This window comes from Amycolatopsis orientalis DSM 40040 = KCTC 9412, from assembly GCF_000478275.1.
Classification (GTDB): domain Bacteria; phylum Actinomycetota; class Actinomycetes; order Mycobacteriales; family Pseudonocardiaceae; genus Amycolatopsis; species Amycolatopsis orientalis.
On record NZ_ASJB01000015.1, the window covers coordinates 438477 to 452122 of the forward strand.

Below are 13646 nucleotides of genomic sequence, written 5' to 3' on the forward strand. Positions count from 1 at the left end.
GCTCCCGCTCTACGGGGCCGACACCGAACGCGGCGACCTCGCTCCCTGAGCCGCCCGGTCCACCCCGCACGTCACCCTTCACCCCAGTTCAGGGAGCTTTCGTCATGCCCGGATTCCTCACCGGCGAGGCGCTGCGCGCGTTCGTGCACGCCCTGCCCAAGGTCGAACTCCACGTCCACCTCGTCGGTTCGGCGAGTCTGCCCACGGTGCTGGAACTGGCCCGGCGCCGACCGTCCGCGGGGGTGCCGACCGACCCCGCGGCGCTCGCCGAGTTCTTCACCTTCCGCGACTTCCCGCATTTTCTCCGCAACTACCTTGCGGTGACGTCGCTGGTGCGCGACGCCCGCGACATCCACACCCTCGTCACCGGGCTGGCGGCTGATCTGGCCGCGCAGAACGCGCGGTACGCCGAGGTCACGGTGACGCCGTACAACCACCTTCTGGACGGCATGACCGGTGACGATCTTCTCACCGGTCTCGCCACCGGACGGGCGGCCGCACGGGCGGACCACGGGGTGGAACTGGCCTGGTGCTTCGACATTCCCGGCGAGAAAGGGGTCGTCGCCGGCCGCGAGACGGTCGTGTTCGCGCTCCGCGAACGCCCCGACGGCCTGGTGTCCTTCGGTCTCGGCGGACCCGAGGTCGGCGTCGGCCGCGCGCAGTTCGCCCCCTTCTTCACCACCGCCCGCGAGGCCGGGCTGCACAGCGTCCCGCACGCCGGTGAGACCACCGGGCCCGCCACCGTCTGGTCGGCGGTGCACGATCTGGGCGCCGAGCGGATCGGGCACGGCGTCGGCGCGCACACCGATCCGGCGCTACTGGAATACCTTGCGGTGCAACGGATCCCGCTGGAGGTGTGCCCCACGTCGAATATCCGGACGGGGCAGTTCGCCTCGGTCGCGGCGCATCCCGTGCGGCGGCTGCTCGACCACGGCGTGGTGGTCACGCTCAACACCGACGATCCGCCGATGTTCGGCGCCACCCTCGACGGCGAGTACGTCGCGGTCGCCGAAACGCTGGGCCTGAACGCGACCGAGATCGCCCTGTTCGCGAAGAACGCCGTGGAAGCGTCTTTTCTGCCTTCGGCGGACAAAGCCGCGCTGGTGACGGAGATCGAAGAAATCTTGTTGCAGGACCCCGAACTCCTCGCATAGCGTGGCGGTACACGAGAGAGGAGGTGGTCCAAAGTTGTATTCCAACAGGACTCGTGAGGTGACTGTCCGCTAGCGGACCGCACGCGTAGGACTTATGAGCAGCGATACAACGCAAGTTGGAGCCACCTTCGGCTCGTCGTCTCTGCTTCGCGTGGTGCCTGATAGCGAATACCAGGCAGTCACCGGGCCCTCGAGGTTCCCGAGCACCGGTCCGGCTCGGGCCCGGCCGCCGATTCCGGCGTCCGGGAGCCACCTCGGGGGTACCCTTATTTCCGGGATATGGCCCTTTTGCGAGCACGAAGGGGACCACCCGTCGCACTGGAGGACCGTCCGCCGCTGTTCCGCTTCCGGAACCCCGCAGACTGGATAGCCTGACGCCCATGTTGAGGCCCGATTTCCCGATCACCACGCCGCGACTGACACTCCGCGCCTTCACCCCGGCGGATCTCGACGAACTCAACTCCTTCCAGTCCCGCGCCGACGTCGCCCGCTACCTCTACTGGGGTCCGCGCAGCCGGGCCGAATCCGCCGCCGCGCTCGCGAAACGGGTGCACAGCGCCACCCTCTCGAAGGAGGGGCAGTTCCTCGCGGTGGCCGCGGAACTGACCGAGACCGGACAGCTCATCGGCGACCTGAACCTCGAATACCTCAGCAGCGAGCACCGCCAGGGCGAGATCGGGTTCGTCTTCCATCCCGACCACCACGGGAAGGGGCTCGCCGCGGAGGCCGCCGTCGAGGTGCTGCGGCTCGGCTTCGAGGAGCTGGGCCTGCACCGGATCATCGGCCGCTGTGACGGGCGCAACACCGCGTCGGCCGCGCTGATGGAACGCCTCGGCATGAAGAAGGAAGCACATCTGCGGGAGAACGAGATCGTGAAGGGCGAGTGGTGTGACGAACTCGTCTTCGCGATGCTCGAGGACGAGTGGAAGGCGAGGCCCTAGCGGCACCAGGCATGATGGGGCCGTGCTCTTCGACAAGATCGTCCGCCCCGCGCTCTACCGGGTCTCCGGCAACGACCCCGAAACCGTGCACGAACGCACCATCGGCACGCTCGCCAGGCTGAGCCGGGTCTCCCCCGCGCTCGGCGCGCTCGGCCGCGTCTACCGGACGGACGATCCGGTCACGTTCCTCGGGCTCCGCTTCCCGAACCGCGTCGGCCTCGCCGCCGGGATGGACAAGAACGGCCGCGCGCTGCACGCCTGGCCCGCGCTCGGCTTCGGCTTCGTCGAGGTCGGCACGGTGACCCGGCATCCGCAGCCGGGCAACGACAAGCCGCGGCTGTTCACCCTCGCCCGGACCGACGCGGTGATCAACCGGATGGGCTTCAACAACGAAGGCGCGGAAGCGCTCGCGGCCCGCCTCGCCGCGGACGGGAAGCCGCCGGTGCCGCTCGGGGTCAGCATCGGCAAGTCCAAGGTGACCCCGCTCGACGAGGCCGTCGAGGACTACCGGTTCTCGTTGCGGGCCCTGTATCCCTACGCCGACTACTTCGCGATCAACGTCAGTTCGCCCAACACTCCCGGCTTGCGGGCGTTGCAGGACAAGGCCGCGCTGGCCGAACTGCTCGCCGAACTCCGCACGACCTCCGCCGAGCTGGCGGGCGACGCCGCGCCGACGCCGGTGCTGGTGAAGGTCGCGCCCGACCTCACTGACGAAGCGCTCGCGGAACTGCTGGAGGTCTGCCTCGAACACGGTGTCTCCGGGCTGATCGCGACCAACACGACGCTGTCCCGCGAGGGGATCGCACCGGCCGAAGCGGCCATCGGCGAGGAGGCGGGCGGCCTGTCCGGCCGCCCGCTCACCGCGCGCTCCGCCGAGGTGGTGCGGTTCGTGCACGACGAGACCGGCGGCAAGCTGCCGATCATCGGCGTCGGCGGGATCTTCGACGCCGGCGCCGCCGCGCGCATGCTCGACGCCGGTGCCGGCCTCGTCCAGCTCTACACCGGTTTCGCCCTGCACGGTCCCGGTCTGGTCAAGCGGGTCGCCCGAGGTCTCGCGGCCCGGCCGTACTGACGAACCGCAGGTAGGCCCGCCAGCACTGGTACCGCGTCAGCTCGGTCGCCGTCGCCGTGGCCGCCTGATCACACAGCACGGCCAGCGGTGTCTCCCCGTTCTCCAGCCGGATCCGGCCGAGGACGAAGGGTTCGGGCAGCGCGGCGGCGAAGGCGCCGAGCGCGGCGGGCGAGAGCCGCCAGCGTTCACCCGACAGCATCGTGTGCTCGCCCGAGCCGCTCACCGGCACCACGCCCGGCTGCGGCGGTTCGGTCGGCAGCAACAGCATCCGATAGCCCTCGCCGGTCTGGACCGGTCCGGTGAACCGCGCCCCCGCGGCGACCAGCTGCTCGTTCAGCGGCTGCCCGCGCAGATGCGCGCCGAACACCACGAGATCCGCACCCGGTGCCGGATAGGGGAAATCGGCCTGTTCGTCGGTGAGCACGGCGGCGAGGTCGATGGCGACCTGGTCGTCGAACGGCCGCACCACCACCGACACCCCGTACGGGCCGAGATCCGACGGCGACGACGGCACCGTGACCGCGGCGAGGCCGAGCAGGTTGACGAACGCGGTGAACCGCTCCAGCCGGGCGGCGACCCCACCCGGATCGGACAGTGCCTCGGCGACCTCCGGATGGTCGGCGACGGTCGGCAGCACCAGGGCGTCGTACTCGGACAGCATCCGGAGCGCGAGCATCCCGGCCTCGGCGACCCGCTGCCGGTCGGCGAGGAAGCCGTCGTCGTGGATCAGCTCACCCACCGACAGCAGGGCGGCCACCTCCACCGTCTCCACGACGGCACCGGACGCGCGCAGCGCCGAAACCGCGCCGAGGAAGGCGGACCGGGACTGGAGCGACAGGCAGGTGAGCGTTTCGGAGCCCGGGATCGCGACCCGGGGCCGGTCTCCCGCGCCGAGCCGGACGTCGGCGGGCCAGTCGTGCGCGAGCGGGTCGACCCCGTCGGGGCCGGTCATCAGCCCCAGCGCGCGCTGCCCCAGTGTCAGGCTGCGCGCGAACAACGCCACACTGTCCCGCGAAGCGACGACGCCGGTCTTGGGCACCAAACCCGGTGTCGGCCGCATCCCGACGATCCCGTTGAGCGACGCGGGCACCCGGCCCGCTCCCGCGTCGTCCACGCAGACCGCCAGATCGACCAGGCCGAGCGCGACGGCCACGGCCGCGCCGCTGCTGGCACTCCCCGAGACGCGGGCGGTGTTCAGCGCGGCGCTCACGGCGCCGTACGGGCTGTGCGTGTCTTCGAGGTCGCTGCCGAACGGGTCGCAGTTGGTCTTGCCGACGACCACCGCTCCGGCTGCGGTCAGCCGGGACACCGAGGTGGCGCCGACACAGCAGACGTCCTCCCCCGCGGTGGGAAGACCGGCGACGTCGATGACGTCGGCGACCGCCACCAGTGTTCCGGCGAGCGGGAGATCGGCGCCCGCGCGCAGGCGTTCGTCGACCGCCTTCGCGTCCACGAGGGCGTCTTCCAGTGGGCGGAGGGTGATCCAGACGTCCGGCCGGTCGACCTCGGTGATCCGGTCGTAGGCGGCTTTGACGCGCTGGTAGGAGCTGGGAGGCGGGGTCGGGATCGGCTCTGGTTCCGGGGGGAGCGTCGTCACTGGGCGTCCTTTCCTCGGTGGGGACGAGAAAGACCACTGCGCGAGATCCACTGTGTCCGGTCCGCCACCCTGGGACGCCCGCTCACGCGGGCTGGGTTCAGGCCCGAGCTGGGAAAAGCACTGCGTGCATGGGAGAAACGTTAGGCAACGCGGGTTTCCGCCACCAGCGGATTCGGGTTACGCGAGCGTTTCGGTACCGCACAGTGAGCGAGTCGTTACGCAATGGAGTATTAGCGACGACGAATGGGACGATGGTCCAGGAAAGCGCCTGCTCAGGACGGCCCCGCTCACTGAGGCTACGCCAGATCGGGGGTACGGGTCTGCACCCGGCGTGGTCCGCTGACGCGTTCTGTCCCCAATGCCGCATTGGGGACACCTTGGCCCGGAGTGAGACCAAGCCGCGGTCCGCGAAGGCCCCCTTTCCTACTCTGAAGGTCAGGGACATGCCCCGGTACACCCCCGAGTGTGGAGGATTCGGGACGTTGAACGTCCCAAATCCTCCACGCTCGAACCCTGCAGGCGCCCGCGATGCCACATCCGGACCACCAAGAACAGTGCCGACCAGCAGCTCTGTGACTTTGCCGGGACTCTGACTCTCAAGGTAGGAAAGGAGGCCTTCACGGCCTCTGGACTCAGGAGAGTTCGCGCATCGCCATCGCGAGGCCGGCGAGCTTGTCGGTCGCGTCCGAGAGCGACTCCTTGGACGACGTCATGCCGTCCGAACTCGCGGCGACGGTGTGCCCGGCGGCCGCGACGAGCCCGCCGTAACCGTCGAGGCCGTCGTCGAGCTGCTCGCGCAGTTGCTTGATGGCGGCGTCGAGGGCGCCGCGTTCCCGCTCGGGCGCGGCGTCACGCCCGCGTTCGATGGCCTGGATCCGGCCCGCGAGTCCGCGCAGGGCCTGTGCGGCCTCCGCGGCGGTGGTCCTGGCGTCCGCCACGGCGATCTCCGACACCGGCATGGTGCCGAGCGACGTCGGCTGCGAAAGCTGGCGAAGCAGCTCCGCGAGCGAAGCCTCGCTCTCGACGAGACGTTCCATCGGCTCCCGCGCGACGGACCGTGCCGGGGGCAGTGGCGGCGGAGCCGCGGGCGCGGCGGGCAGCACGGTGCGGTTCAGCGTCCGCAACCGCAATCCCGACCGGACGCCGAAGGTGCCGAAGACGATCGTGAACGCGCCGCCCGCGATGGCCTGGAGGACGTCGGCCTGGCCCGCCTTCAAGAGGCCGGTGCCCGCGACGACGGCGAACAGTCCACAAAGGATGGTGAGGAGGATCCAGAAGGTCAGCGCGCGCGAGGTCCGGCGCTTGCGCCGCTCCAGTTTGGCGGCGGGTTCGTTCCAGCGGGCCCATTTGGCCTTCGCGTCGGCGACGACCGGGATCTGACCCGCCGCCATCGACGTCAGCTGCTGCGAGATCTTCGGCATGGCCGGCATCGGCGGCATCTGCGGCCGGGGCCGCGACGGCTTCGGCGGTGCCTGCGTGGCGGGCTGGGAGCCCTGCTCGGAGGGCGGGATGTAGCGCTGCAGCTTCTCCTGCGCGCGCTGGGCGTAGTCGGGCAGCTTTTCGATGTGCTTCTCAAGCTTGGCGGTGAACTCCCCGAAGTCCTTGCGCCTGCCCTGCCCCATTTGCCCTCGCCCCTGTCTTCGGTGAGACCGGTTCCGCACCCCGCGGGGTGCGGAACCGGCTCTAGGTGGTGTGTCAGGCGGGGTTCTTGCCCTGTTCGGCCTGAACCCGTGCCTGGATTTCCCGCTGGATGTCCGCACCGCTCGACGCCTTCGGCGCGGCCGCGGTCTTGCCGTCGGTCACCTGCGCGACGGAGTCACCCTTCATGGAAGCGCGGATCTGCTCCAGTCGCGAGTGCCCCGCGAGCTGCGTCGTGGAGGCCTGGACCTCCATCATCCGGCCCTGGACGGAGTTCTGGGCGAGTTCGGCCGAGCCGAGCGCGGTGGTGTAGCGCTTCTCGATCTTGTCGCGAACGTCTTCCAGTGACGGGGTGTTGCCCGGCGCGGCCAGCTGGCTCATCTGGTTCAGCGAAGCGGAGACCTGCTCCTGCATCTTCGCCTGCTCCAGCTGAGAGAGCAGCTTGGTGCGCTCGGCCAGCTTCTGCTGCAGCATGGTCGCGTTGCGCTCGACGGCCTTCTTCGCCTGCTCCGCAGCCTGAAGCGACTGGTCGTGCAGGGTCTTCAGGTCCTCGATGCTCTGCTCAGCGGTGACGAGCTGCGCGGCGAAGCTCTCCGCCGCGTTTTCGAACTCGGTCGCCTTCTGCTCGTCGCCCTTGGCGCGCGCCTCGTCGGCGAGCACCAGCGCCTGGCGGGTCGAAGCCTGCAGCTTCTCCACGTCGCCGAGCTGGCGGTTCAGCTTCATCTCCAGCTGACGCTGGTTACCGATCACCGAGGCGGCCTGCTGGGTCAGCGCCTGGTGGTTGCGCTGCGCCTCCTCGATGGCCTGCTGGATCTGTACCTTCGGGTCGGCGTGCTCGTCGATCTTCGACGAGAACGCCGCCATCATGTACTTCCAGAACTTCACGAACGGGTTGGCCATCTCCTCCGCCTGCCTTCTCGCATCCCACGGGCTGTTACCTCGAGGTGGGGCGTCCCCTCTGTGATGTTGCAACGTCCCGACCCCGGCGTTGAGTTCCATCGTGTCAGGTCGGCGTCCCGCGTTCCAGGCGACCCCGACGGAATTCAGGGATCCCCCTGACTGTGATGTGCACGACTTTCGGGTTCACCGGACGGTGACCGTGGGTGAAGACGGGTCCGGGTCGGCGCCGCGACGCGGCGAACCGACGGAAGAAGGCCCCAGGCGGACTGCCCGGGGCCTTTTTCCGTTCACGACCTTGCTCAGGCCACCACCCCTAGGCGGCGACCATCTTCGGTGCGGCGATCGTCGTCCGCAGGGCGGGGCTCATCCGCGGTGGCGGCGAGATCCGCAGGTCGGCCAGGTCGTTGCCGATCAGCTCGGACACCAGGCGGCCGCCTTCGAGGCCCGCTTCGGCGCTTTCGCGCTCCGGAGCGCGCCGCTTGCCCGCCTCGACCTTCTCGTCCACCGGGGCGACCTCGACGTTGTCCATCGCCGAGACGTCCGCCGCGACCTTGTGCAGGAGTTCGCCCAGCGGAAGGTCCAAGGCCTCGCAAATGGACGCCAGCAGCTCGCTGGACGCCTCCTTCTGCCCGCGCTCGACCTCGGAAAGGTAGCCGAGGCTCACCCTGGCGGCGCGGGAGATGTCCCGCAGGGTTCGACGCTGGTTCGTGCGGGCGTGTCGGAGCCGGTCGCCGATAGCCTCGCGCAACAGCACGGTCATCACGCGCCTCCCTTCCAGGACTGACTGTCCCCTACGTTACCCAGAGCGGTGCCCCGGGCGCAGGTGTTGACACGGCAATACGCCAAGGGCGAACGCGGCGATCATGCGAGATGTTCCCCCAGCAGGGCGAACGCGCCACGCACGGCACCGCCCCTGACCGAGGCTCGATCACCGCTCAAGTCCAGCGTACGGACGGTGAGCACGCCCGGACCGGCGAGGCCGACGTGGACGGTGCCGGGTGCGACGCCGTCCTGCCCGGCCGGACCCGCGACACCGGTCAGGCCGAGGCCCCAGGTGGCGCCGCAGCGGTCCTTCGCGCCGATGGCCAACTGCGCCGCGACCTCGGGATGGACGGCGCCGTGGGTGGCGAGGAGGTCCTCGTCGACACCGGCGAGCGACGCCTTGAGATCGGTGGCGTAGACGATCAGCCCGCCCCGGACCACGGCACTCGATCCGGGGACCTCGGTCAGCGTCGCGCAGACCAGCCCGGCGGTGAGCGACTCGGCCGTGGCCACCGTCTCCCCTCGCTCGATCAGGTGAGTGACCAAGGTCTCACCGGCGGTCACGACGCGGTGCCCGCCGCACGCCGTCCGGCGGAGCGCAGCCGGACCGCGCGCACGACGTAGTCGAGTCCGGTCACGACGGTCAGGATCAGCGCGAGGCCCATCAGCGCCCACCGGACCGGTTCGGCGGCGGGCGGCAGGGGCAGCAGGTACGCGGTGATGGCCGCGATCTGGGTGAGCGTCTTGGCCTTGCCGCCCCGGCTGGCCGGGATGACGCCGTGCCGGATCACCCAGAACCGCAGCAGCGTCACGCCGATCTCGCGGATCGCGATGACGATGGTGACCCACCAGCCCAGTTCGCCGAGCACGCTCAGCCCGACCAGCGCGGCGCCGATCAGCGCCTTGTCCGCGATCGGGTCGGCGATCTTGCCGAAGTCGGTGATCAGCCCGTACTTCCGCGCGACCCAGCCGTCGACCTGGTCGGTGAACGACGCGATCGCGAACAGCGCGGTGGCCGTCGCGCGCCAGAAGGTGTCGGCCCCGTCGCCGGTGAACAGCGCCATCACGAACAACGGCACCAGCACGAGCCGGGACATGGTGAGCAGGTTCGCCAGGTTCAGCGTCGGGACCGGGGTGGCCTCGGGGACCCGGGCGTGCTCACCTCCCGTTCCTTCACCGGCACCGGCGTCGCTCGGGGCGGCATTCACCGGTCTGCCTCGGGCGGCGCGGGCCGCACGATCAAGTCGACGCCCTCGGAGTCGACGACCTCGCAGCGCACGAAGTCACCGACCGCCAGCGACGGCAGGTCGTCCGTCTCGATCAGGACGCATTCGCCGTCGACCTCGGGGGCCTGGTGCGCGGCGCGGCCGATCGGGTCCTCGCCGTCCTCGGCCTGCTCGATCAGCACGTCGACGAAGTCGCCGATGCGGTCCTCGGCCCGCTGGGAGGTCAGTTCCTCGACCAGCGCGGAGATCCGGGAAACCCGCTCGGCCACCACGGTCTCGTCGAGTTTGCCCTCGAAGGTCTCGGCCTCGGTACCGTCCTCGTCGGAGTAGCCGAAGACGCCCACCGCGTCCAGCCGCGCGCCGGTCAGGAAGCGCTCCAGCTCGGCGACGTCCTCCTCGGTCTCGCCGGGGAACCCGACGATGACGTTGGTGCGGATGCCGGCGTTGGGCGAGTACTCCCGGATCTGGTCGCACAGCGCGAGGAACGAGTCCGTGGAGCCGAAGCGGCGCATGCGGCGCAGCACGGTCTCGCTGGAGTGCTGGAAGGACAGGTCGAAGTAGTCGGCGACACCCGGCGTGGTCGCGATGGCCTTGACCAGGCCGGGACGCGTCTCGGCGGGCTGCAGGTAGGAGACGCGGACGCGTTCGATCCCGGGCACCGCGGCCAGGCGCGGCACCAGCAGCTCCAGCGCGCGGGCGCCGTCACGGCCGAAGTCCTTGCCGTAGGAGGTGGAGTTCTCCGAGACGAGGAAGAGCTCCTTGACGCCGTTCTCCGCGAGCCACATCGCCTCGGCGACGATCTCGTCCGGCTGACGGGACACGAAGGAACCCCGGAACGACGGGATCGCGCAGAACGAGCAGCGGCGGTCGCAGCCGGAGGCGATCTTCAGCGCGGCCACCGGGGAGGTGTCGAGCCGGGTCCGCAGCACGCGGGGGCCCCAGCCGTGCTGCGCGTGCCCGGGCACCTCGACCGTTTCGGCGGCCGTCGGCCGCTGGACCGGGCTGATCGGCAGCAGCTTGCGGCGGTCGGAGGGGGTGTGGGACTCGATCTTGCGGCCGGCCACGACGTCGTCGAGCCGGTCGGAGAGGTCGGCGTAGTGGTCGAAGCCCAGGACGGCGTCGGCCTCGGGCAGGTTCTCGGCCAGCTCGTTGCCGTACCGCTCCGCCATGCAGCCGACGGCGACGACCTTCTTGCCGGTGTCGGACGCGGCGAGCAGGGTGTCGACCGAATCCTTCTTGGCGGACTCGACGAAGCCGCAGGTGTTGACGACCACGACGTCGGAGTCCTCGGGCTCGGCGGCGAGCTCCCAGCCGCCCGCCGCCAGCCGTCCGGCGAGTTCCTCGGAATCGACCTCGTTGCGGGCGCAACCGAGGGTCAGCAAGGAAACGCGGCGGGTGGCGACAGGATCAGTGGTGGGAGAAGGCACGTGCCTTAGGGTAGCTGGCCTGCTCCCGGGGTCGGCGATCGCTCGCTCGGGCGAGCCTTCGACCGTCGCCCGCACCCGGGATGGCTTAATGGTGGACGTGCCCTCAGACCCCCTACTCCACCGCCGCCCCACCGTTCGCCGCGCGCGTATCGCGGACGTCCGCAAGATCAAGGCGCTGGTCGACTCCGACGCCGGGACGGTGCTGCTGGAGAAGGAACTCGTCACCCTCTACGAGAGCGTCCAGGAGTTCTGGGTGGTCGAGGACGGTGACGACGTACTCGGCTGCGGCGCGCTCCACGTGCTGTGGGAGGACATCGCCGAGCTGCGCACCATCGCGGTCGACAAGGACTCCCGCGGCCGTGGCATCGGGCACGCGCTGGTGGGGCAGCTGATCGACTTCGCCCGCGAGATCGGGCTGAAGCGGCTGTTCGTGCTGACCTTCGAGACCCATTTCTTCGCCGGGCACGGTTTCGTCGAGATCGACGGCACCCCGGTGACCCAGGAGGTCTACGAGGAGATGCGGCGCTCGGCCGACCCGGGTGTCGCGGAATTCCTCGACCTGCCGTACGTGAAGCCCAACACCCTGGGCAACAGCCGGATGCTGCTGGAGCTGTAGCCGAAGGGGACTTTCGCCGCATGCGACGCGGTGAAGGGCGCTTTCCCCCCGTCGCATGCGGCGATGGGCCCCTTCAGCCCTTCCTGGCGTGGCGGGCGACCCGGACCCGGTTGCCGCACAGCGACGGCGTGCACCAGACCCGGCGGCTGTTGGCCGCCACGAACAGCATCGAGCAGTCGTGCGCGCCGCAGCGCCGCAGCCGGGCCGCGCGGGGCCCGGCCACGAGGTCGATCGCCGCGACCGCGACGGCGGCGAGGGCGATCTCGCCTTCGTCCTCCCCGTGCCAGCGCGTCTCCGCGCCCTCGGCGGTCAGCCGCGGGCTGGTCGGGACGGCGGCCGCGGCCGCGTTGACCCGCTCCACCGCCCATGCCTCGGGTTCCCGTCCGCCCACGACGGCTTCCAGCAGCTCACGCACCGCCGAACGCAGCCGCCTCGTCCGCTCGGGCGACGGCGGCCGGGCACCTTCGGGCAGGAGCGAGGCCTGCGCCGACCAGAACCTGGCGTGCCCGTCGTCGAGCAGGTCGATCGACGGCGAGACGGCCAGCATGACCGTGTCGGCGAGGTTCACCGCGAGATCGTCACCGGGGAGCGAGTCGAGATCGAGCATGACTTGACACTAGCAGGTACTAATGGTTAAAAACAGTTCCAACCATTAGGGAGTGTTCATGGCGACCATCCGGCACCGTTCCGTCAGAGTCGGCGACGTCGACGTCTTCTATCGCGAAGCCGGCGACCCCGAGGCTCCCGTTCTGCTCCTGCTGCACGGCTTCCCGACCTCTTCGCATCAGTTCGTGCGGCTGATGCGCCGTCTCGCCGGCCGGTGGCGGCTCATCGCGCCGGACCTGCCCGGGTTCGGGCAGACCGTCACGCCCCAAGGCTTCACGTTCACCTTCGACAGGCTCGCGGACGTGGTCGGCGAGTTCGTGGACGCGCTGGAACTGCGCCGCTACGCGCTCTACGTCTTCGATTTCGGCGCCCCGACCGGGCTGCGGCTGGCCGTCTCGCGGCCGTCCGAGGTCACGGCGCTGATCACGCAGAACGGCAACGCCTACGTCGAAGGGCTCGGGCCGGCGATGCCGGACTTCGCCACCATGACGGACGAGGTCGAGGCGCGGCGCGGGTTCAGGGAGATCCTCGCACCGGAGCAGATCAAGGGCCAGTACACCGAAGGCGCCCGCGACCCGGAGACCGTCGACCCCACGAGTTACCTGCTGGACCAGTACTTCCTCGGCCTTCCCGGCCGGACGGAGGCGATGCTGGACCTGCTCTGGGACTACCGGAACAACCCGCCCGTGTATCCGAAGTTCCAGGCGTGGCTACGGGAGACGCGGCCGCCGGTGCTCGCCGTCTGGGGCCGCAACGACCCGTTCTTCATCCCTGCGGGGGCCGGGGCGTTCCGGAATGATGTTCCCTCGGCGGAGGTTCACTTCTTCGACACCGGACACTTCGCGCTGGAGGAGGACCTCGAACCGATCAGCGAGCTGATCGACCGCTTCCTGGCGGCGCATCACTGAAAGGCGGGACATGGACACCTCGGTCACCGACCATCTGCTCAGCACGACCCGGGCGGTGCGCCGCAAACTCGACCTGGACCGGCCGGTGGAACCCGAGGTGCTCGGCGAGTGCCTTCGGCTGGCGCTCCAGGCGCCCACGCCGGGCAACCAGCAGGCGTGGCGGTGGCTGGTGGTGCGGGATCAGGGGGTGAAGGACCGGCTGTCCGCACTGTTCCGGCGGGTCGGGAAGGCGTACCTGGAGACGAACGCGGCGGCGCTGGGCGAGGCGATCACCGAGCCCTCCGTGGCGCGCGCGTTCGCTTCGGGACAGCACCTGATCGACGTGATCGACCGGGTGCCCGTCTTCGTCATCCCGTGTCTGGCAGGCAGGCCGAGCGGCGACAACGCGACCGACGCCGCGTTCTACGGCGGGATCTTCCCGGCGGTGTGGAACTTCCAGCTGGCGCTGCGGTCACGCGGCCTCGGCTCGACGCTCACGACCTACCACCTGACCCACGAGGCGGAGGCGGCCGAAATCCTCGGCATCCCCTCCGACGTCACGCAGGTCGGGCTGCTGCCGGTCGCCTATACGACGGTGCCGGACTTCAAACCCGCGGCCCGTGTGCCGCTGTCCGAAGTCGCGTACCTCGATGGCTGGGGCAACGCACTCTAGGCCTTGGACACCCGCAGGCGCTGGCGGTAGGTCCGTGAAGGCCTCCTTGCCTACTCTGAAGGTAGGGAAGGAGGCCTTCACGGACTACGCGATCGCTATCCGCAGCCTCAGAAACACCACCTGCCCCAGCAGCCGCGGTGGCCGCGC

General features: G+C 70.1%; 14 protein-coding genes. 6 read left to right on the forward strand and 8 right to left on the reverse strand.

Annotated features, from left to right (window positions below):
* Window positions 1–104 precede the first annotated feature (104 nt).
* The 3 genes from add to L324_RS04500 all read left to right on the forward strand — a co-directional run bounded on the left by add (window position 105) and on the right by L324_RS04500 (window position 3167).
* On the forward strand, window positions 105–1154 hold the full coding sequence (add, locus tag L324_RS04490; RefSeq protein ID WP_037304305.1) for an adenosine deaminase: 1050 nt from the start codon (window positions 105–107) through the stop codon (window positions 1152–1154).
* 380 nt (window positions 1155–1534) lie between these two features.
* Window positions 1535–2095: a GNAT family N-acetyltransferase gene (locus tag L324_RS04495; RefSeq protein WP_037304306.1), complete on the forward strand. Its 561-nt coding sequence runs from the start codon at window positions 1535–1537 to the stop codon at window positions 2093–2095.
* 22 nt (window positions 2096–2117) lie between these two features.
* Window positions 2118–3167: a quinone-dependent dihydroorotate dehydrogenase gene (locus tag L324_RS04500; RefSeq protein ID WP_037304307.1), complete on the forward strand. Its 1050-nt coding sequence runs from the start codon at window positions 2118–2120 to the stop codon at window positions 3165–3167.
* Here the strand turns inward: L324_RS04500 and L324_RS04505 are convergent.
* The 7 genes from L324_RS04505 to rimO all read right to left on the reverse strand — a co-directional run bounded on the left by L324_RS04505 (window position 3127) and on the right by rimO (window position 10717).
* A complete protein-coding gene (locus L324_RS04505; RefSeq protein ID WP_037304309.1) occupies window positions 3127–4764 on the reverse strand; it encodes an amidase family protein in 1638 nt (545 codons plus the stop codon). The genes L324_RS04500 and L324_RS04505 overlap by 41 nt on opposite strands.
* A 632-nt stretch (window positions 4765–5396) precedes the next feature.
* Window positions 5397–6386 carry a phage shock envelope stress response protein PspM gene (pspM, locus tag L324_RS04510; protein ID WP_037304311.1) on the reverse strand — a complete coding sequence of 330 codons (990 nt, stop codon included), beginning with the start codon at window positions 6384–6386 and terminating at the stop codon, window positions 5397–5399.
* Window positions 6387–6459: 73 nt separating this feature from the next.
* On the reverse strand, window positions 6460–7302 hold the full coding sequence (locus L324_RS04515) for a PspA/IM30 family protein (RefSeq protein ID WP_020637705.1): 843 nt from the start codon (window positions 7300–7302) through the stop codon (window positions 6460–6462).
* Between the two features lie 313 nt (window positions 7303–7615).
* Window positions 7616–8062 (reverse strand): helix-turn-helix domain-containing protein, encoded by a 447-nt coding sequence (locus L324_RS04520; RefSeq protein WP_037304313.1) that lies wholly within the window; start codon window positions 8060–8062, stop codon window positions 7616–7618.
* 101 nt (window positions 8063–8163) lie between these two features.
* On the reverse strand, window positions 8164–8628 hold the full coding sequence (locus L324_RS04525) for a CinA family protein (RefSeq protein ID WP_037304315.1): 465 nt from the start codon (window positions 8626–8628) through the stop codon (window positions 8164–8166).
* Window positions 8625–9272 carry a CDP-diacylglycerol--glycerol-3-phosphate 3-phosphatidyltransferase gene (gene pgsA, locus L324_RS04530; RefSeq protein ID WP_037304317.1) on the reverse strand — a complete coding sequence of 216 codons (648 nt, stop codon included), beginning with the start codon at window positions 9270–9272 and terminating at the stop codon, window positions 8625–8627. The genes L324_RS04525 and pgsA overlap by 4 nt, the downstream gene beginning before the upstream one ends.
* Window positions 9269–10717, reverse strand: a complete 1449-nt coding sequence (gene rimO, locus L324_RS04535) for a 30S ribosomal protein S12 methylthiotransferase RimO (protein WP_037304319.1) — start codon at window positions 10715–10717, stop codon at window positions 9269–9271. Before rimO ends, pgsA begins: the two co-directional genes overlap by 4 nt.
* Window positions 10718–10805: 88 nt before the next feature.
* On the opposite strand from rimO, the gene L324_RS04540 reads away from it, so the two are divergent.
* Window positions 10806–11333, forward strand: coding sequence for an amino-acid N-acetyltransferase (locus L324_RS04540; protein WP_034312131.1), 528 nt, complete (start codon window positions 10806–10808; stop codon window positions 11331–11333).
* Between the two features lie 73 nt (window positions 11334–11406).
* Here L324_RS04540 and L324_RS04545 read toward each other — a convergent pair whose 3' ends face one another.
* Window positions 11407–11940 (reverse strand): CGNR zinc finger domain-containing protein, encoded by a 534-nt coding sequence (locus L324_RS04545; RefSeq protein ID WP_037304321.1) that lies wholly within the window; start codon window positions 11938–11940, stop codon window positions 11407–11409.
* 58 nt (window positions 11941–11998) lie between these two features.
* Between L324_RS04545 and L324_RS04550 the strand changes: the two genes are divergently transcribed.
* Both L324_RS04550 and L324_RS04555 read left to right on the forward strand, forming a co-directional pair.
* Window positions 11999–12847: an alpha/beta fold hydrolase gene (locus tag L324_RS04550; RefSeq protein ID WP_037304322.1), complete on the forward strand. Its 849-nt coding sequence runs from the start codon at window positions 11999–12001 to the stop codon at window positions 12845–12847.
* Window positions 12848–12857: 10 nt separating this feature from the next.
* A complete protein-coding gene (locus L324_RS04555; protein WP_037304323.1) occupies window positions 12858–13499 on the forward strand; it encodes a nitroreductase family protein in 642 nt (213 codons plus the stop codon).
* Window positions 13500–13646: the final 147 nt, after the last annotated feature.